We start from the raw sequence: 15,599 nt of genomic DNA, 5'->3' as shown, positions 1-15,599 counted from the left end.
GGACGCGTGGTTTGCGCGATCACGGCTGAAACCGCATCCCGGCCCACGACGCCGACCCGATACACCTTTCCAACGTGATCATCGCCGGATCGGATGCTGGGCCATATAACCTATGTGGTTATAAATGTCAATCCCGCAGGGCGTCGATCTCGCGGGCAAGGTCCTTGCCGCGCCGTTCGTCTGTGGCGATGCGTTCGAGGACGGCGATGCGCTTGCGCATGGTCTCGACCTCGCGCTCCAGTTCGTGTTCGCGGGCGGTGTGATCGTAGCCGCCGACCTCGCGGTCCCGCTTGTCGCCCAGCGCGCGGTAGCGCTGGGACTTGAGCCAGGTCACGCAGCCGATGGCGAAAAGAACGACTACGGCAGTCCAGAAACTCATTGCTTGGTCACCTTCACCCTATCGCCGTCGTGCGCGTCCTCGACTCGAAGCGCTTCGATCTGGAGCGCGATGTCGTGGCTGCTGCCGCCGTCGGTGATGATTCTTTCCAGCACCCGCACGCGATTTTCAAGCGTGCTGTTTTGCGCTGCGTACTGCGCGGCCTTTTCGGCGGTCGCGCCGACGGTGATCTCCAGCTTGCGCTCGAGGAAGGCCAGGCGGCGCTTGTAGGCGCCCATCAGGATCGCGAAGACAGAGATGATGGTGATGAGGACGGCGCAAAGGCCGAGGAAATCGCCGGGGCTCATTGCGATGCTGCCTTCTGAAGCGGCGCGCGCAGGCTCTCTATCTGCGCGGCGGTCGTGTATCCGGTATCGGTGACGATGGTTTCGAGGCTGGCGGTGCGGCTCTCCAGCGCTTCCAGCCGGGCGCGCAGCTGCGCGTTTTCCTCAGCCAGTCGCGCCCCAGCGGCGTGATCCGTACGCTCGGTCTTGCCGCCCCATTCGTCCTCCAGCGCATAGCCGTGGCGCGCGCGGATCCAGTTGTTGAGCACCCAGCCGCCGGTACAGATGCCGACGATGACGAGGACGAAGTCCGGTCCACCCCATTGCATGGCGGTCTCCTCAGTTGATCTTGGGCTCGGCCGTGCGGGCGCTTTCGACCTCGCGCCGGTCCCGCAGCGCCTCGATCTGGAGGGCGGTGTCATAGCCGCCGTCGGTGATGATCCGCTCCAGCACCCGCACGCGCTCTTCGAGTTCGCGGCTGTGCGAGGCGTATTGCGCGGCCTTTTCTGCGGTCGCCTCGATCTGCAGTTCGGCGAGCTTGCGCTGGTGCTTGGTCCAGATCGCGAAGCCGCCCATGATGAACGGTGCGAGCGGGATCAGCACCCAGATTGCGTCTTCCATGTCGTCGTGTCCCTGTTGCCCGGATGGCTGCGTGTCAGCGCAGCGAGTCGATCTCGGCCGCAAGGCGCGAGTTGCTGTTGGAATAGTGTGCCTCCATGTCCGCGATCCGGCGGTCCATGTCGGACAGATCGGTGCGCAGGCGGCTGGAGGAAGGCGCTGCCGTCAGCCCCTTGCGGGCGCGGCGGCGTTCCATGCGGCGCAGCAGGCGCATTTCCTCGTCCTCGGAATAGAGGCCCATCGGGCGGCTGTCTGCCAGCCAGGCCACGCCGAAGTAGATGGCGATCACGATCGGAAACCCGGCGAAGAGCAGCAGCACGGCGCCCAGCCGGATCCACAGCGCATCGACGCCGGTGTAATCCGCGATCCCTGAGCACACGCCCGAGATCTTGGCGTTCGACTTGTCGAGATAGAATTGTCCGCGAGACATTGCCTGTTTTCCCTTCCCTCGAATGTCTTACTGCTGCTTGTCGGCCATCTGGCGCTTCATCTCCGCGAGTTCCGCGTCGATCGAGTCGCCATCGGCCAAGGCTGCGATTTCCTCGGCGAGCGTCGGCTGGCGGCGGTCGGAGAGGCTCATGGCTTCGGCGCGGCCTTCCGCGTAGTCGACGCGGCGCTCCAGCTGGTCGAACCGGGCCATGGCTTCGTCCACGCGCTCGTTCGCCAGCAGGGTGCGCAGCTTGACCCTGTTTTCCGCGCTCTGCAAGCGGGCCGCGATGGACGACTGGCGGCTGCGGGCCTCGCGCAGGCGGGTCTGCAGCTTCTCGATGTCGGCCTCGTAGGCGCGCAGCGCATCGTCGAGGACGAGGATCTCGGCCGAGAGCTGCTCGGCCATGTCGGCGGCCTTCTTGCGCTCCATCAGCGCGGCGCGGGCAAGGTCCTCGCGGTCCTTGGACAGCGCCAGCTGCGCCTTGTCGTTCCAGTCGGCCTGCAGCTTGTCCAGCTTGCCCACGTGACGGCGCAGTTCCTTTTGGTCCGCGATCGTGCGGGCCGAACTGGTGCGCACTTCCACCAGCGTCTCCTCCATCTCGAGGATGATCAGGCGGATCATCTTGGCCGGGTCTTCGGCCTTGTCGAGCAGGTCGTTGAAGTTGGCGGCGATGATGTCGCGGGTGCGGGAGAAGATGCCCATGGCGGTGGTTCCTGTGGTGAAGCTGCGGCCCGAGGTGAAAGTACCCGTCGTGGCCCGGATGTCATCGGCGTCGAAGCGGTAGGCGCGCCCCGGATTGAAGTGTGCGTTCGGGGCGGGATTCTGGAGCACTTCGATCTCCGCGTCGAGCCTGCTCATGCGAGCGGCGCTCCGCACGAATGCACCGAAGCGGCATGCGCCTCGGGCACCGCGACCTTGTCGGCCAGCGCCACGAGATTGAGTGCGCCCATCGCCAGCATGCTGACGATGATCGCCCAGTCGAGCTTGGTGCGGGCCAGTGTCGAACGCGGGGTGGTGGAGCGTCCCTGGCCGGTGCTGTTCGCAGTGATCGGGAGCATGTCGAAGTTTCCTCTAGTCCTGAACTTGGTCTTGCCGAAGTAATAGCAACCCCCGTGCCAAACTGCGCGAATGGCGGATTTGCGGGATTTCGGTTTCTCCGTGTGAAAGTGCGCGTAAAATGAATTGCCAATGAATGGGAAATTTCGCTAACTTTCAGGAATGGACCGCGACACCCACTTCATCGGCCAGTCTTCTGCCTTCCTCGACGCGGTCGAGCGGGCCAGCCGCGCCGCCGCGGTGCGCCGTCCGGTCCTCGTCATCGGCGAGCGCGGGACCGGCAAGGAACTGATCGCCCAGCGCCTGCATCACCTCTCCCCGCGCTGGGGTGAGCCGCTGGTGACCCTCAACTGCGCGGCGCTGCCCGAGACGCTGATCGAGGCCGAACTGTTCGGCCACGAGGCGGGCGCCTTCACCGGGGCTACACGGGCGAGGGCAGGGCGCTTCGAGGAGGCGGATCGCGGCACCCTGTTCCTCGACGAACTGGGCAACCTGTCGATGGCCGCGCAGGAGCGCCTGCTGCGCGCGATCGAATATGGCGAGGTCGTGCGCATCGGTTCCTCGCGCGCGGTGACGGTGGACGTGCGCATCGTCGCCGCCACCAACGCCGACCTGCCGCGCATGGCCGCCGAGGGCACCTTTCGCGCCGACCTGCTCGACCGACTGAGCTTCGAGGTCATCACCCTGCCGCCGCTGCGCGCGCGGGAAGGGGACGTCGCGGAACTGGCCGACTACTACGGCCGCCGCATGGCCAGCGAACTGGAGTGGGGTCGCTTCCCCGGCTTCTCGGGCGCCGCGATGGAGGCGCTGGAGGCGCACGAATGGCCCGGCAACGTGCGCGAACTGCGCAATGTGGTCGAGCGCGCGGTCTACCGCTGGGGGGATGAGGCTGCGCCGATCGCGGAAGTGGTGTTCGATCCCTTCGTCAGTGCATGGGGGCTGCGCGCGATGGCGGAGGTGGTGCCTGCACCGCTGCCCTGCGCGGCGGAGCCGGAAATGCCGTTCGAGGCTCCGGCCTCTCTACGTGACGCGGTCGAGGCGCACGAGCGCGGCCTGCTGCTGGCGGCGCTGGAACGCCTGCGCTGGAATCAGCGCAAGGTGGCGAGCGCGCTGGGCCTGACTTACGACCAGTTGCGCCACTGCCTCAAGAAGCACGGGCTGCATCAGGGGCGGGCTTAGGCTCGATATCGGACATTTAATGCTTTGAGGCACGTTGTCGGCGCATGTAGGATGCGGGCATGTCCAAGGCTTCTGCTCCCGTAATCCGCAAGGCTGCCAGCGTTTCGCTGGATGCAGCGCTTCTCGATGAGGCGCGTGCTCTGGATCTGGACGTATCCAGTGCCTGCGAACGGGGGCTTGCCGAACAGGTCGCGGAAACGCGGGCCGATCGCTGGCGGCGGGAAAATGCCGAGGCGATTGCATCTTTCAATGACTATGTCGAGCGCAACGGGTTGCCTCTGGCTCGCTATCGCCCGTTCTGATGGCCAAATTCGATGTGTATCGAATGGCGCATCGTGATGGCTACATGCTTGATTGTCAGGCTGACTTGTTGAGCGACTTCGCGACCAGGTTTGTCGCGCCCTTGTTGCCACTTGCCGAAGCACCGCCTCCGGTTCCGCGTCTAAATCCCGTTTTCGAGATTGAGGGCGTGCGCTGCGTCATGGTGCCTCAACTGGTTGCATCGGTGCCGGCGTCGGATTTACGGATTCGGGTGACGTCGCTCCATGAACACGATCTCACGATCGGCAATGCCCTCGACATGCTCATCTCCGGGTACTGACCCTTCTCCCCTTGCATTTTTCCAGAATCGCGACTATCTGGCCGTCATCCCGTAATTGGTGAAACAACGAACGGGCTGGCGCCGGTAGGGGCCGGCGCGAAACCGCGTTGCTCATCACACGGCAAGCACAAACGAAACGGAAGCCAGATTGGTCGATATCGCACGCCTTACCGAAGTCATCGAGCCGGAGGTCGCCGCCCTGGGCTTCGATCTCGTTCGCGTGCGCATTTTCGGCAAGAGCGAAGTCGGTGACGACGAGATCGCGCTCCAGATCATGGCTGAGGACCCGAAGACCGGCCAGCTCGTGCTCGACGACTGCGCGGCGCTGTCGCACCGCATCTCCGACCGCATGGATGCGCTGGAGGAAGCGGGCGAGACGCTGATCGAGGAGGCCTATCGCCTCGAAGTCAGCTCGCCGGGCATCGACCGTCCGCTCACCCGCATCAAGGACTACGCCAACTGGGCGGGCCATGAGGCGAAGATCAACCTGATCAATCCCGTCGAAGGCAACCGCAAGGGCCTGCACGGCGACCTCGTCGGCATCGAGGGTGAGGCAGGAAGCGAAGTGGTCACGTTGGAGGACAAGAAGTCCGGCCGCGTGTCCTTCCCGCTCGCAGACGTTCAGTCGGCAAGGCTGATCCTTACCGACAGGCTCATCGCAGCAAGCCGCCCGCAGGATACCAGCGGCGCGGACGACATTCTTGAGGAACAGGAAGACTAAGCCATGGCCAGTGCGATTTCCGCCAACCGCGCCGAGCTGATCGCGATTGCGAACTCCGTTGCTTCGGAAAAGATGATCGACAAGTCGATCGTCATCGAGGCGATGGAAGAAGCCATCCAGAAGTCGGCCCGCAACCGCTACGGCGCCGAGAACGACATCCGCGCGAAGCTCGATCCGCGTACCGGCGACTTGCGCCTGTGGCGCGTCGTCGAAGTCGTGGAAGAGGTCGAGGACTACTTCAAGCAGGTCGACCTCAAGCAGGCCGAGAAGCTCCAGAAGGGCGCTGCGCTGGGCGACTTCATCGTCGATCCGCTGCCTCCGGTGGACCTCGGCCGCATCGACGCGCAGTCGGCCAAGCAGGTGATCTTCCAGAAGGTCCGCGACGCCGAGCGTGACCGTCAGTACGAAGAGTTCAAGGACCGCGCGGGCGAAGTCATCACCGGCGTCATCAAGTCGGTCGAGTTCGGCCACGTGATCGTCAACCTCGGCCGCGCCGAGGGCGTGATCCGCCGCGACCAGCAGATCCCCCGCGAAGCCGCCCGCGTCGGCGAGCGCGTGCGGGCGCTGGTCCTGCGCGTCGAGCGCCAGAACCGCGGCCCGCAGATCTTCCTCAGCCGCGCGCACCCGGACTTCATGAAGCGCCTGTTCGCGCAGGAAGTCCCGGAAATTTACGACGGCGTGATCGAGATCAAGGCCGCTGCCCGCGATCCGGGCTCGCGCGCCAAGATCGGCGTGATCAGCAACGACAGCTCGATCGATCCGGTCGGCGCCTGCGTCGGCATGAAGGGCAGCCGCGTGCAGGCGGTCGTGCAGGAAATGCAGGGCGAGAAGATCGACATCATCCCCTGGAGCGAGGACACCGCGACGTTCGTGGTCAACGCGCTGCAGCCCGCGACCGTCAGCCGCGTCGTCATCGACGAGGAAGAAAGCCGGATCGAGGTGGTGGTGCCTGACGACCAGCTTTCGCTGGCAATCGGTCGCCGTGGTCAGAACGTGCGTCTGGCCTCGCAGCTGACCGGCTCGCAGATCGACATCATGACCGAGGCGGAATCTTCGGAGAAGCGCCAGAAGGAATTCGTCGAGCGCTCGAAGATGTTCGAGGAAGAGCTGGACGTCGACGAGACGCTCTCGCAGCTGCTGGTCGCCGAAGGCTTCAGCGAACTGGAAGAAGTCGCCTATATCGATGCCGCCGAACTGGCGAACATCGAAGGCTTCGACGAAGAGCTGGCCGAAGAACTGCAGAACCGTGCGCAGGAAGCGCTCGATCGCCGCGAGGAAGCCAACCGCGAAGCCCGCCGTGCGCTGGGCGTCGAGGATGCGCTGGCCGAACTGCCGCACCTCACCGAAGCGATGCTGGTCGTGCTGGGCAAGGGCGGGATCAAGACGCTCGACGACCTCGCCGACCTCGCGACCGACGAACTCATCGCCAAGAAGCGTACCGAACAGCGTCGCCGCGACGGTTCGGTGAACAAGCGCTCGGGCCGCGACGAGGACAAGGGCGGCGTGCTCGGTGAGTACGGCCTGACCGAAGAGCAGGGCAACGAGATCATCATGGCCGCGCGCGCTCACTGGTTCGAAGACGAACCGCAGACCGAGGAGGCCGCCGATGCGGAATCCTCGCAATGAGCGCGTAAGCTCCGACATTGACGGCAATTCGGCGGAGAGGACTTGTATCCTCTCCGGCGAGAAGGCTGTGCGCGGGGAGTTCATCCGTCTGGCGATCTCGCCGGACGGTCTGGTGCTCCCCGACGTCCACGCGCGTGCCCCCGGGCGCGGCGCGTGGATCGGCGTTTCTCGCGAGACCCTTGAAATCGCGGTGTCGAAGAACAAACTTAAGGGAGCACTGGCGCGCGCTTATAAAGGCGCGGCCATTACCATCCCCGACGACCTGGCGGATCGGATCGAGGCTGCGCTGTCGCGCGCGCTTACCGACCGGCTGGGCCTCGAACTGAAATCGGGCAGGCTGCTCATGGGCTCGGACCGCATCGCGCAGAACGCGCGTGAGGGCCGGGTCGAATGGCTTGCCCATGCCGCCGACGCGCGCGAGGACGGATCGCGCAAGCTGGACCAGGCCTGGCGGGTCGGGTCCGAGGCGGAAGGAACTGGTCTGCGAGGCGTCACCTTGCCTCTGGACCGGGACACGTTGTCTGTGGCATTGGGCCGCGACAACGTCGTTCACCTGGCGCTGAACGATCGCGGAGCGGCTGACCGAGTCGAAACGCTGCTAAAGCGCCTCCTGCATTTCCAAGGGCAGGTCATCAGCCGGGAGGCCTCGAACGGGGACGACGGCCAAAGTGACTTACACAGGCCCGGCATGGATGACACTGACGGAGCGGCCCAGGCCGACTCCGTGACGACGAATTGAGCGAAGGGCGAAGACGAGAAATATGAGCGAGACCGACAACAAACCGACCCTGGGCCGCAAGCCGCTTGGGCTTAAGCGCTCAGTGGAAGCGGGTGAGGTCAAGCAGACCTTCAGCCACGGCCGCACCAACAAGGTGGTGGTCGAGGTGAAGCGCCGCAAGCTGATGCCGGGCGGCAAGCCCGAAGGCGAAGCGACTCCGGCGCCCGCCGCTGCTCCGGCACCTGCTCCGCAGGCTGCAGCACCGCGTCCTGCGGCTCCGCCCCCGCCGCCCGTCCGTCGCCCAGCGCCCTCGAACGAAACGCCGCAGGAGCGCGTCGCCCGCATGCAGCGCGAGGCTGAGGAAGCCCGCATGCAGATGCTCGAGGAGGCGACCCGCCGCGAGCAGGAACAGCGCCAGCGCGCGATCGACGAAGAGAAGCAGCGCGTCGAAGCCAATCGCCGCGCCGAAGAGGAAGCGGCTGCCGCAGCCGCCGCACCGGCCGAGCCCGTCAAGGCGCCCGAGCCTGTCGCTGCGCCCGAACCCGCACCAGCGCCCATCGCAGCCGAGACCCCGGCCGTCGTCGAAGCTCCGGCTGCTGCCGAGGCTCCCGCACCGGTGGCGCAAGCGCCTGCGCCGGCTCCTGTCGCCAAGGCCGCTGCACCTGCCCCGGCTCCCGCGCCGGTCGCAACTCCGGCTCCGGCCGCGCGTCGCTTCACCCCGGTGCAGCGCCCCGAGCCGCGCCGTGCCGAACCGACCGCGCCTGCGGCCTCGACCTCGGGCGGTGGCAATACCGCTGGTGGCACTGCCGCGCGCGCGCCGCTCGGCGCCAAGAAGGGCCCGGCAACCCCGGCCCGTCCGGCGGCAAACTCGCAGAACGACCGCAATGCCAAGGGCGGCGATCGTCGCCAGGCCGGCAAGCTGACCGTCAACCGTGCGCTCAACGACGACGAGGGCGCACGCGCCCGTTCGCTCGCCGCGCTCAAGCGCGCGCGTGAGAAGGAGCGTCGTTCCAGCTACAGCGGCCGTTCGCAGCCGCGCGAGAAGCAGGTTCGCGACGTCATCGTGCCTGAGGCGATCACCGTCGCCGAACTGGCGAACCGCATGGCCGAAAAGGCGGCGGACCTCGTCAAGTCGATGTTCAAGATGGGCATGATGGTCACCGTCAACCAGACGATCGACCAGGATACGGCGGAGCTGCTGGTCGAGGAATTCGGCCACAACGTCCAGCGCGTGTCGGAAAGCGACATCGACATCGACCACACCGTCGACGTCGATCCCGAGGACACGCTGAAGGCGCGTCCGCCGGTCGTCACGATCATGGGCCACGTCGACCACGGCAAGACCTCGCTGCTCGACGCGCTGCGCGGCACCGACGTCGTGCGCGGCGAGGCGGGCGGCATCACCCAGCACATGGGCGCCTACCAGATCAAGACCAAGGGCGGCGACTTCGTCACCTTCCTCGACACCCCGGGCCACGCCGCCTTCACGCAGATGCGCATGCGCGGTGCCAACGTCACGGACATCGTGGTGCTGGTGGTCGCGGCCGACGACGGCATCATGCCGCAGACGGTCGAGGCCATCAATCACACCAAGGCCGCCGGCGTGCCGATGATCGTCGCGATCAACAAGTGCGACAAGCCCGAAGCCAACCCGCAGAAGGTGCGTGAGCGTCTGCTCGAACACTCGATCGTGGTCGAGGAAATGTCGGGTGACGTGCAGGACGTCGAAGTCTCGGCCAAGACCGGCAAGGGTCTGGACGAGCTGATCGAGAAGATCCTGCTCCAGGCCGAACTGATGGAACTGAAGGCCAACCCGGACCGCATGGCCGAAGCCACCGTGATCGAAGCCAAGCTCGACAAGGGCAAGGGTCCGCTCGCGACGGTGCTGGTCAACCGTGGCACGCTCAAGGTCGGCGACATCCTCGTCGTCGGCACCGAGAGCGGCCGCGTGCGCGCCATGCTCGACGACAAGGGGCGTCAGCTCAAGGTCGCTCCGCCCGCGATGCCGGTGGAAGTGCTGGGTATCGGCGGCGTGCCGATGGCCGGTGACATGCTCACCGTGGTCGAGAGCGAAAGCCGCGCGCGCGAGGTTTCGGCCTGGCGTCAGGAGCAGGCGACCGCCAAGCGCACCGCGATGGCGCCCGCCAGCCTCGACACGATGTTCTCGGCCCTGGCCGACAAGCAGAAGGTCATCGAGTACCCGGTGGTCATCAAGGCGGACGTGCAGGGTTCGGTCGAGGCGATCAACGCCGCGCTCCACGCCCTCTCGAACGACGAGATCAAGGTTCGCATCCTGAACTCGGGCGTTGGCGCGATCACCGAGACCGACGTGTCGCTGGCGGCTGCCAGCGGTGCGCCGATCGTCGGCTTCAACGTCCGTCCGAACGCCAAGGCGCGCGAACTGGTCGAGCGTACCAAGACGCCGATGATGTACTACGACGTCATCTACGAGCTGACAGCAGAGGTCGCGAAGCAGATGGCGGGCATCTGGGGGCCGGAGCGCATCGAAACCGTCGTCGGCCGCGCCGAGGTCAAGCAGGTCTTCCCGGCCGGCAAGCGCGACAAGGCAGCGGGTCTGCTGGTGGTCGAGGGCTACATCCGCAAGGGTCTCAGCGCGCGTCTCACCCGCAACGACGTCATTGTTTCGGCGACGACGATCTCCTCGCTGCGCCGCTTCAAGGACGACGTCGACGAAGTGCGCGCCGGTCTGGAATGCGGCGTTGTGCTGGCCGATACGAACGACATCAAGGCTGGCGACCACCTCGAAGTCTTCGAAGTCAGCCACCGCGAGCGTACCGTCGGCTAAGGCTCGATCTTACATCAACGCTGATCGATGCGGCCATCGTCGGGGAGACCCGGCGGTGGCCGCTTTCGTTTGCCGGGATTTAATCGGGAGCGGATGCGCATCGCGCCTATACCACGTCGGTCGCAACTGGCGGCGGAAAGGCAGGTGATGTGGATGGACACACAAGTCGTGGTGATGCTGGTGCTTGGCGTGGCGAGTTTGATCGTCGCGCTGGTAACCCTGACGATCAAGCTGATCGAACTGGGCCGCAAGTAGCCGGTAGAGGAGGTCGGCGCTGGAACGCCGACCTCCGATATGGTCGAGCGTTCTTACGAAAAGAGCCCGGATGCTGGAACATCCGGGCTCGGCAGGTTGAATGAACATTCAAACCGTGGTGATGGGCACAAATTACATCGCTCCAGGCCCCCTTGCAAGGGCGCGCCTTCCGGCCTTGCGGAACTTTAACCGGGCGCATCAATCGTGGTAGGCGAGGTCGGCCTTCATCAATCTTCGGAAGCATTCAAGATGACCCGCTACTGCGCCTTCTTCGCCTCGATCAACGTGGGCGGTAACCGCCTGACCATGGCGGACTTGCGCTATGCCTTCGAGCGCGAGGAGTTCGAGAACGTCGAAACCGTCGTCGCCAGCGGCAACGTCCTGTTCGATTTTGACGAGCGGCCTACCGACGGGCTGGAAGACCTGTTCGCGCACATGATGCTCGACCGCTTCGACATGAACACCTTCGCCGCCGTGCGCAACGCCGGGGAAGTACGCTCGGCGGTGGAGGACAATCCGTTCACCGGAATCGGACAGGACCATTACGTCCACACGCTGTTCCTGGAACGTGATGCCGATCAGTCGGCATTCGACAAGCTGGTGGCCGACCATGCCGGGCGCGGGCCGGAGAAGATCGCGATGGGGCCGCGCTGCCTCTACATCGATTACGTGGACGGCGCGGGCCATTCCAAGCTCACCAATGCCTTCATTGAGCGGCGTCTCGGCTGCCGGGGCACCGCGCGCAACGTGCGCTCGCTCGCGCGGATCGCCGCGAAGATGGCATGAAAAAGGGCGGGCCGCGCGAGCGGCCCGCCCTCTGATCCCGCCAGTCGGCCTTAGCGGAACTGGCCCGCCAGCACCGAGGCGACGATACCGCTGGTGATGCCCACGAGCAGCATGTCGTTGCCCGAGCGCACGTAGTGGTAGCCGCGCGGCGGCGCCTTGACGTTGCGGTACTTGCGATAGTCGACGACCTGATAGTTGCGCGCATAGCGGCGATCGAACTTCTGGCCCTTGCGGAAGGACTTGTAGGTCGTCTTCTGCGTCACGACGGTCTTGTGCGGGCCGCGATCGTCGCGATTTCCACGATCGTCGTGGTGGGCGGGCTGCGCCATGGCAGGCGCTGCCGCGATGCCGGGGACCAGCAGCGCGGCGCTGAGCAGGGCGGCGGTGAACTTTTTCATGGTGCGACTCCTTTGACGGCACGTTTCATCCGGGATAACGCCAAGAGCCGGGTAAGGAGGCGTAACAGTTTGTTGCAAATTGTCGCGCCCGGCCCACATGGACGCATCAAATGGCAAAAAACCAGACAACTCCCGAACAGCACTCCGTCCGCCTCCTCAAGGTGGGTGAGCAGGTGCGCCACGTCATTTCCGAGATTCTCGCCCGCCAGCAGGTCCACGACGACACGCTGAGCGCACATACGGTCTCCGTCACCGAAGTGCGCATGACACCCGATCTGCGGCAGGCCGCCGTCTTCGTGAAGCCCTTGCTGGGCGAGCACGAGGAGGAAGTGCTCAAGGCGCTGCGGACCAATACCGCCTATTTCCAGCGCGAGGTCGCCCAGCGGCTCAAGCTGAAGTTCGCGGCCAAGATCCAGTTCCGCTCCGACCAGACGTTCGACGAGGCGAGCCGCATCGACGCGTTGCTCAACGACCCGCGCGTGAAGCGCGACCTCGAGGGCTGACCGTCCGCACCGCCGGGACGATCACCCGGCGCTGCCTCTTCCTCCGCTCGCCCGGCCCGCTACCCTGATCGCAATTCGATGATCGGGAGAGCGGGTATGCGCGACATGGTGTTCCTCCATGGCGGCGGACAGGGCGGCTGGGTCTGGGAGGAGACGATCGCGGCGGTCGGGCGTCAGTCCGGCGGGGCAGTGCGCTGCCTTGCGCTGGATGCGCCCGGTTGCGGCGCGAAGCGCGGCGTGGATACCGCCGCCTATGCCTTCGCCGACACGACGCGCGAACTGATCGGCGACATCCTCGCCTCCGGGCTGCGCGAGGTCATGCTGGTGGGCCATTCGCAGGCAGGCATGACGATCCCGCACATGGCTGAACTTGCGCCCGGCGGCCTCATCGGCAAGCTGGCCTACGTCACCTGTTCGGCGCCCCTGCCGGGCCTGACGACGCTCGATCAGATGGGGCGCGGGCCGCGCGGGTCGAGTGTCGAGGAAGTCGGCTATCCATTCGGGGCCGAAGCCGAGCGCTACGCAACCATGTTCTGCAACGACATGGAGGAGGGCGAGGCGGCAGCCTTCCTTGGAAAGCTCGGCCACGACGGATGGCCCGCGAGCGCCTATACCTACAGCGAATGGCGCTACGACCACTTGCGCGCGATCCCGGCCTGCTACGTCGTCGCCTTGCGCGACATGGCCTTGCCGGCTTCGTGGCAGGAGCGCTTCGCCGACCGGCTTCATGCGCGCCGACTGCACCGCATCGATGCCGGGCATCAGGTCATGAATACCCGTCCCGAAGCGCTCGCCGAATTGCTGCTGGCCGAGGCGCGGTCCTGACCGGCCTGTCAGTCCGTCTCGAACGCCAGCGTCGCTGCCTGCCAGTCTCTGGTAAGCAGGGCCTGGGCGCCGATGCGGAAACGCCAGGCGCCGGTTTCCTCCCATGCCCACTCCATCAGGTCGTCGTAGCCGAGTTGCAGCAGCAGGACTTCGCTGCCGTCGGTTTCGGCGTCGAGCATCCGGTGGTGATGGACGGGCGGCATGCGGTATTCGCGGTTGATCCGTGAGAGCACGGCGTCCGGCACGGCGGCGAGGGTTTCGGGTGGGCCGGACACCATCGTGCGCAGCGAGATCGTCGCGAGGTCGGCAAGCGTGCCGGGCAGGTGCGCCTGCACCACTTCGCCGTACCTCTCGTGCAGCTCGGCGAGGATGTCGCCGACCACCGCAAGTTCCTCGGCCGTCAGGCGCTTCATCGGCTCGCGCCCGGCGATGAACTGGTCGAGCGCGGCGACCATAGCGGGCAGCGCGGCGCATTGGTCCTGAAGCAGCGCGTATTCGCCCTCGATCTGCTCGGCGATCTCCTGCGCATCTTCCAATGCGTAGGGGATCGCGGCCGCATCGGTGCGCAGGCGGGCGATTTCCGCGTTCTGGCGCGCCATCTCGTCACGGCGGCGCGAAAGCAGGCGCGGCGCCTCGTCGAGCGCCTCGTGCAGGCGGTCGGACAAATGGATCACCGCATGCCACCACAGGGCCTCGACCGGAGCGCCGACGCCCGCCGCGTAGAAGGTATGATCACGCAAGGCCGCGCCGAGGCGGACGGCGAGCGCCGCGTCGCTCTGCGGGCCGGTCGGGTCGAGCGCCACCGGGCTCACCGGCCAGAACGGGAAGAACCAGCGGGTCAGGCGGGTGTGGCGGGTGGGGAAGGGCAGCCCTCCCTCGTCATAGGCGGGCGGCAGGTCGGTGGGCGGGTCTGTGAAGTCGTGGATGCCCTCCGGCACGGCGACGACTGCACCCGCGCCGAGGAAGAACGCCAGCGATCCACTGCGCGGCAGCGGCATGTCCGGGCGGGCGGCGGCGAGTTCGGACAAGTCGATCTGCGCCGCGAAGGGCAGCGGCGTCCCCGCTTCGTCGCGCGGCCATTCGGCATTGCCGAGGCGCGGCAGGCCGCCGAGCCAACTGGCATCGCCGAACCAGTCGCGCCGCCGCTCCCGCTGCTTGCGCACGAGCACGACGGGGGCAGACGCCACCGTCGGCTGCGGGGAGAGGGCGGGGGCTTCCGGCTCGTCCGCGGGCTCTTCGGTGGCAGGCTCCTCGAACGGGAGGGCGTCTTCTTCGGGGCTCTCTTCTTCAGCCGGGTCCGGCTCGGCGGTGAGCTTGCGGCGGCGGCGGCCGAATTGCTGCGGTGCGACTTGCGGTTGATACGTCAGTCGTTCCGCGGGTTTGCCGCGCACCGCGAGCGCGGCCAGCACGGCAAGGCCGATCCCGGCCATCAGCAGCGCGAAGACGGCCGCATTGCGCCCCTGCATGCCGATCACGCGCTCGGCGAGCGGATCGAGCGAGGCATACTGCCCGCCCAGCGGCGCGAGCGCCAGCCAGGCAGCAAGGAGCGCGGGCAGCGCAAAGGCCGCCAGCGCGGCGATCAGTTTCTTCATGCGCCCGGCTTCTTCATGACCACGGCCTCATCCGGCACTCCCTTGGACTTCGATCTTGATTGTTAAGGGCAATTGACCCGGGGAGAAGCCCGGGAAAGACCGTGCGCCGCATTCGGGGCGGTGTTATCCCCAGCAACCGATGGCCAAGCTCTATTTCTACTACGCCAGCATGAACGCGGGCAAATCGACGACGCTGCTGCAGGCAGCCTTCAACTACCGTGAGCGGGGTATGAAGACGATGCTGTGGACCGCCGCGATAGACGATCGCAGCGCCGGAATGGGCGCCGATCACGCGATCGAAAGCCGCATCGGCCTGCATGCCTCGGCGCACCGGTTCGGCCCGTTGACCGACTTGTGCGAACAAGTGCGCGCCGCCCACGCGGTGGAGCCGCTGTCCTGCGTGCTGGTGGACGAAGCGCAGTTCCTCACCGCTGCGCAGGCGTGGCAATGCGCGGACATCGCCGACAAGGTGGGCATTCCGGTCCTCTGCTACGGCCTGCGCACCGATTTTCGCGGCGATCTGTTCCCCGGAGCGGCGATCCTGCTGGGGATCGCGGACTCGCTCATCGAGCTCAAGGCGGTGTGCCACTGTGGGCGCAAGGCGTCGATGAACTTGCGCGTGGATGACGGCGGCCGGGCCGTCAGCGAAGGCGCGCAGACCGAGATCGGCGGCAACGACCGCTACGTGGCGCTGTGTCGCCGCCATTTCAGCGAGGCGCTGGGGCGGTAGGGCTATTCGGACTGCCCATTGCGGACACTGCCTGATCCTCCCTGTCGCGCAGCGATGGGGAGAGGGACCGCCGACGCAGTCGGGGGGGGGGGGGG

20 protein-coding genes are annotated in these 15,599 nt (G+C 66.3%); 11 read left to right on the top strand and 9 right to left on the bottom strand.

Annotated features, from left to right (window positions below; translation table 11 throughout):
• Positions 1-127: 127 nt before the first annotated feature.
• From LH128_RS15940 to LH128_RS15910, 7 genes are read right to left on the bottom strand one after another with little or no spacing between them, the layout of a single operon-like run.
• On the bottom strand, positions 128-379 hold the full coding sequence (locus tag LH128_RS15940) for a hypothetical protein (protein WP_008830690.1): 252 nt from the start codon (positions 377-379) through the stop codon (positions 128-130).
• Entirely contained in the window at positions 376-684 is a 309-nt protein-coding gene (locus LH128_RS15935) for a hypothetical protein (protein WP_008830689.1), read from the bottom strand. Before LH128_RS15935 ends, LH128_RS15940 begins: the two co-directional genes overlap by 4 nt.
• On the bottom strand, positions 681-989 hold the full coding sequence (locus LH128_RS15930) for a hypothetical protein (RefSeq protein WP_008830688.1): 309 nt from the start codon (positions 987-989) through the stop codon (positions 681-683). The genes LH128_RS15935 and LH128_RS15930 overlap by 4 nt, the downstream gene beginning before the upstream one ends.
• A 10-nt stretch (positions 990-999) precedes the next feature.
• A complete protein-coding gene (locus LH128_RS15925; protein ID WP_008830687.1) occupies positions 1,000-1,281 on the bottom strand; it encodes a hypothetical protein in 282 nt (93 codons plus the stop codon).
• Positions 1,282-1,315: 34 nt separating this feature from the next.
• A complete protein-coding gene (locus LH128_RS15920; protein ID WP_008830686.1) occupies positions 1,316-1,708 on the bottom strand; it encodes a PspC domain-containing protein in 393 nt (130 codons plus the stop codon).
• A 27-nt stretch (positions 1,709-1,735) separates the two neighbouring features.
• On the bottom strand, positions 1,736-2,566 hold the full coding sequence (gene pspA, locus LH128_RS15915; RefSeq protein WP_008830685.1) for a phage shock protein PspA: 831 nt from the start codon (positions 2,564-2,566) through the stop codon (positions 1,736-1,738).
• The gene (locus tag LH128_RS15910) at positions 2,563-2,766 is read right to left on the bottom strand and encodes a hypothetical protein (protein WP_008830684.1); all 204 of its coding nucleotides are present in this window, start codon (positions 2,764-2,766) and stop codon (positions 2,563-2,565) included. The genes pspA and LH128_RS15910 overlap by 4 nt, the downstream gene beginning before the upstream one ends.
• 160 nt (positions 2,767-2,926) lie before the next feature.
• On the opposite strand from LH128_RS15910, the gene pspF reads away from it, so the two are divergent.
• The 8 genes from pspF to LH128_RS15870 all read left to right on the top strand — a co-directional run bounded on the left by pspF (position 2,927) and on the right by LH128_RS15870 (position 11,456).
• Positions 2,927-3,943, top strand: a complete 1,017-nt coding sequence (pspF, locus tag LH128_RS15905; RefSeq protein WP_008830683.1) for a phage shock protein operon transcriptional activator — start codon at positions 2,927-2,929, stop codon at positions 3,941-3,943.
• Positions 3,944-4,002: 59 nt separating this feature from the next.
• Positions 4,003-4,245: a type II toxin-antitoxin system CcdA family antitoxin gene (locus LH128_RS15900; RefSeq protein ID WP_008830682.1), complete on the top strand. Its 243-nt coding sequence runs from the start codon at positions 4,003-4,005 to the stop codon at positions 4,243-4,245.
• Complete coding sequence (locus LH128_RS15895) at positions 4,245-4,544, top strand: CcdB family protein (protein ID WP_037519745.1); 300 nt, start codon at positions 4,245-4,247, stop codon at positions 4,542-4,544. Before LH128_RS15900 ends, LH128_RS15895 begins: the two co-directional genes overlap by 1 nt.
• Before the next feature lie 148 nt (positions 4,545-4,692).
• A complete protein-coding gene (gene rimP, locus LH128_RS15890; protein ID WP_008830680.1) occupies positions 4,693-5,265 on the top strand; it encodes a ribosome maturation protein RimP in 573 nt (190 codons plus the stop codon).
• Positions 5,266-5,268: 3 nt separating this feature from the next.
• Positions 5,269-6,891, top strand: coding sequence for a transcription termination factor NusA (nusA, locus tag LH128_RS15885; RefSeq protein WP_008830679.1), 1,623 nt, complete (start codon positions 5,269-5,271; stop codon positions 6,889-6,891).
• Entirely contained in the window at positions 6,872-7,630 is a 759-nt protein-coding gene (locus LH128_RS15880) for a DUF448 domain-containing protein (protein WP_008830678.1), read from the top strand. Before nusA ends, LH128_RS15880 begins: the two co-directional genes overlap by 20 nt.
• Positions 7,631-7,652: 22 nt before the next feature.
• Positions 7,653-10,415 (top strand): translation initiation factor IF-2, encoded by a 2,763-nt coding sequence (gene infB, locus LH128_RS15875; RefSeq protein WP_008830677.1) that lies wholly within the window; start codon positions 7,653-7,655, stop codon positions 10,413-10,415.
• A gap of 504 nt (positions 10,416-10,919) precedes the next feature.
• Positions 10,920-11,456, top strand: a complete 537-nt coding sequence (locus tag LH128_RS15870) for a DUF1697 domain-containing protein (protein WP_036530253.1) — start codon at positions 10,920-10,922, stop codon at positions 11,454-11,456.
• Positions 11,457-11,506: 50 nt separating this feature from the next.
• Here LH128_RS15870 and LH128_RS15865 read toward each other — a convergent pair whose 3' ends face one another.
• Complete coding sequence (locus LH128_RS15865; protein ID WP_008830675.1) at positions 11,507-11,854, bottom strand: RcnB family protein; 348 nt, start codon at positions 11,852-11,854, stop codon at positions 11,507-11,509.
• 110 nt (positions 11,855-11,964) lie between these two features.
• Here LH128_RS15865 and rbfA point away from each other — a divergent pair, with 110 nt between their 5' ends.
• Positions 11,965-12,357, top strand: a complete 393-nt coding sequence (gene rbfA, locus LH128_RS15860; protein ID WP_008830674.1) for a 30S ribosome-binding factor RbfA — start codon at positions 11,965-11,967, stop codon at positions 12,355-12,357.
• A gap of 96 nt (positions 12,358-12,453) precedes the next feature.
• Positions 12,454-13,182, top strand: a complete 729-nt coding sequence (locus LH128_RS15855; protein ID WP_008830673.1) for an alpha/beta fold hydrolase — start codon at positions 12,454-12,456, stop codon at positions 13,180-13,182.
• A gap of 8 nt (positions 13,183-13,190) precedes the next feature.
• Here the strand turns inward: LH128_RS15855 and LH128_RS15850 are convergent, their stop codons facing one another.
• Entirely contained in the window at positions 13,191-14,774 is a 1,584-nt protein-coding gene (locus tag LH128_RS15850) for a DUF1963 domain-containing protein (protein ID WP_008830672.1), read from the bottom strand.
• Between the two features lie 139 nt (positions 14,775-14,913).
• Here LH128_RS15850 and LH128_RS15845 point away from each other — a divergent pair, with 139 nt between their 5' ends.
• A complete protein-coding gene (locus LH128_RS15845; RefSeq protein WP_008830671.1) occupies positions 14,914-15,504 on the top strand; it encodes a thymidine kinase in 591 nt (196 codons plus the stop codon).
• Positions 15,505-15,599: the final 95 nt, after the last annotated feature.

The organism is Sphingomonas sp. LH128 (genome assembly GCF_000293195.2).
Lineage (GTDB): Bacteria > Pseudomonadota > Alphaproteobacteria > Sphingomonadales > Sphingomonadaceae > Novosphingobium > Novosphingobium resinovorum_A.
This window is presented reverse-complemented; position numbering and strand designations above follow the sequence as displayed.

Bases quoted from the DNA above. Each gene is read 5' to 3' on its own strand.
- LH128_RS15910 (WP_008830684.1), bottom strand. From the start codon at position 2,766: ATGCTCCCGATCACTGCGAACAGCACCGGCCAGGGACGCTCCACCACC.
- LH128_RS15925 (WP_008830687.1), bottom strand. From the start codon at position 1,281: ATGGAAGACGCAATCTGGGTGCTGATCCCGCTCGCACCGTTCATCATG.
- LH128_RS15880 (WP_008830678.1), top strand. From the start codon at position 6,872: ATGCGGAATCCTCGCAATGAGCGCGTAAGCTCCGACATTGACGGCAAT.
- infB (WP_008830677.1), top strand. From the start codon at position 7,653: ATGAGCGAGACCGACAACAAACCGACCCTGGGCCGCAAGCCGCTTGGG.
- nusA (WP_008830679.1), top strand. From the start codon at position 5,269: ATGGCCAGTGCGATTTCCGCCAACCGCGCCGAGCTGATCGCGATTGCG.
- LH128_RS15870 (WP_036530253.1), top strand. From the start codon at position 10,920: ATGACCCGCTACTGCGCCTTCTTCGCCTCGATCAACGTGGGCGGTAAC.
- LH128_RS15940 (WP_008830690.1), bottom strand. From the start codon at position 379: ATGAGTTTCTGGACTGCCGTAGTCGTTCTTTTCGCCATCGGCTGCGTG.
- rbfA (WP_008830674.1), top strand. From the start codon at position 11,965: ATGGCAAAAAACCAGACAACTCCCGAACAGCACTCCGTCCGCCTCCTC.
- LH128_RS15895 (WP_037519745.1), top strand. From the start codon at position 4,245: ATGGCCAAATTCGATGTGTATCGAATGGCGCATCGTGATGGCTACATG.
- LH128_RS15930 (WP_008830688.1), bottom strand. From the start codon at position 989: ATGCAATGGGGTGGACCGGACTTCGTCCTCGTCATCGTCGGCATCTGT.
- LH128_RS15845 (WP_008830671.1), top strand. From the start codon at position 14,914: ATGGCCAAGCTCTATTTCTACTACGCCAGCATGAACGCGGGCAAATCG.
- LH128_RS15865 (WP_008830675.1), bottom strand. From the start codon at position 11,854: ATGAAAAAGTTCACCGCCGCCCTGCTCAGCGCCGCGCTGCTGGTCCCC.
- LH128_RS15850 (WP_008830672.1), bottom strand. From the start codon at position 14,774: ATGAAGAAACTGATCGCCGCGCTGGCGGCCTTTGCGCTGCCCGCGCTC.
- LH128_RS15935 (WP_008830689.1), bottom strand. From the start codon at position 684: ATGAGCCCCGGCGATTTCCTCGGCCTTTGCGCCGTCCTCATCACCATC.
- LH128_RS15900 (WP_008830682.1), top strand. From the start codon at position 4,003: ATGTCCAAGGCTTCTGCTCCCGTAATCCGCAAGGCTGCCAGCGTTTCG.
- LH128_RS15855 (WP_008830673.1), top strand. From the start codon at position 12,454: ATGCGCGACATGGTGTTCCTCCATGGCGGCGGACAGGGCGGCTGGGTC.
- pspA (WP_008830685.1), bottom strand. From the start codon at position 2,566: ATGAGCAGGCTCGACGCGGAGATCGAAGTGCTCCAGAATCCCGCCCCG.
- pspF (WP_008830683.1), top strand. From the start codon at position 2,927: ATGGACCGCGACACCCACTTCATCGGCCAGTCTTCTGCCTTCCTCGAC.
- LH128_RS15920 (WP_008830686.1), bottom strand. From the start codon at position 1,708: ATGTCTCGCGGACAATTCTATCTCGACAAGTCGAACGCCAAGATCTCG.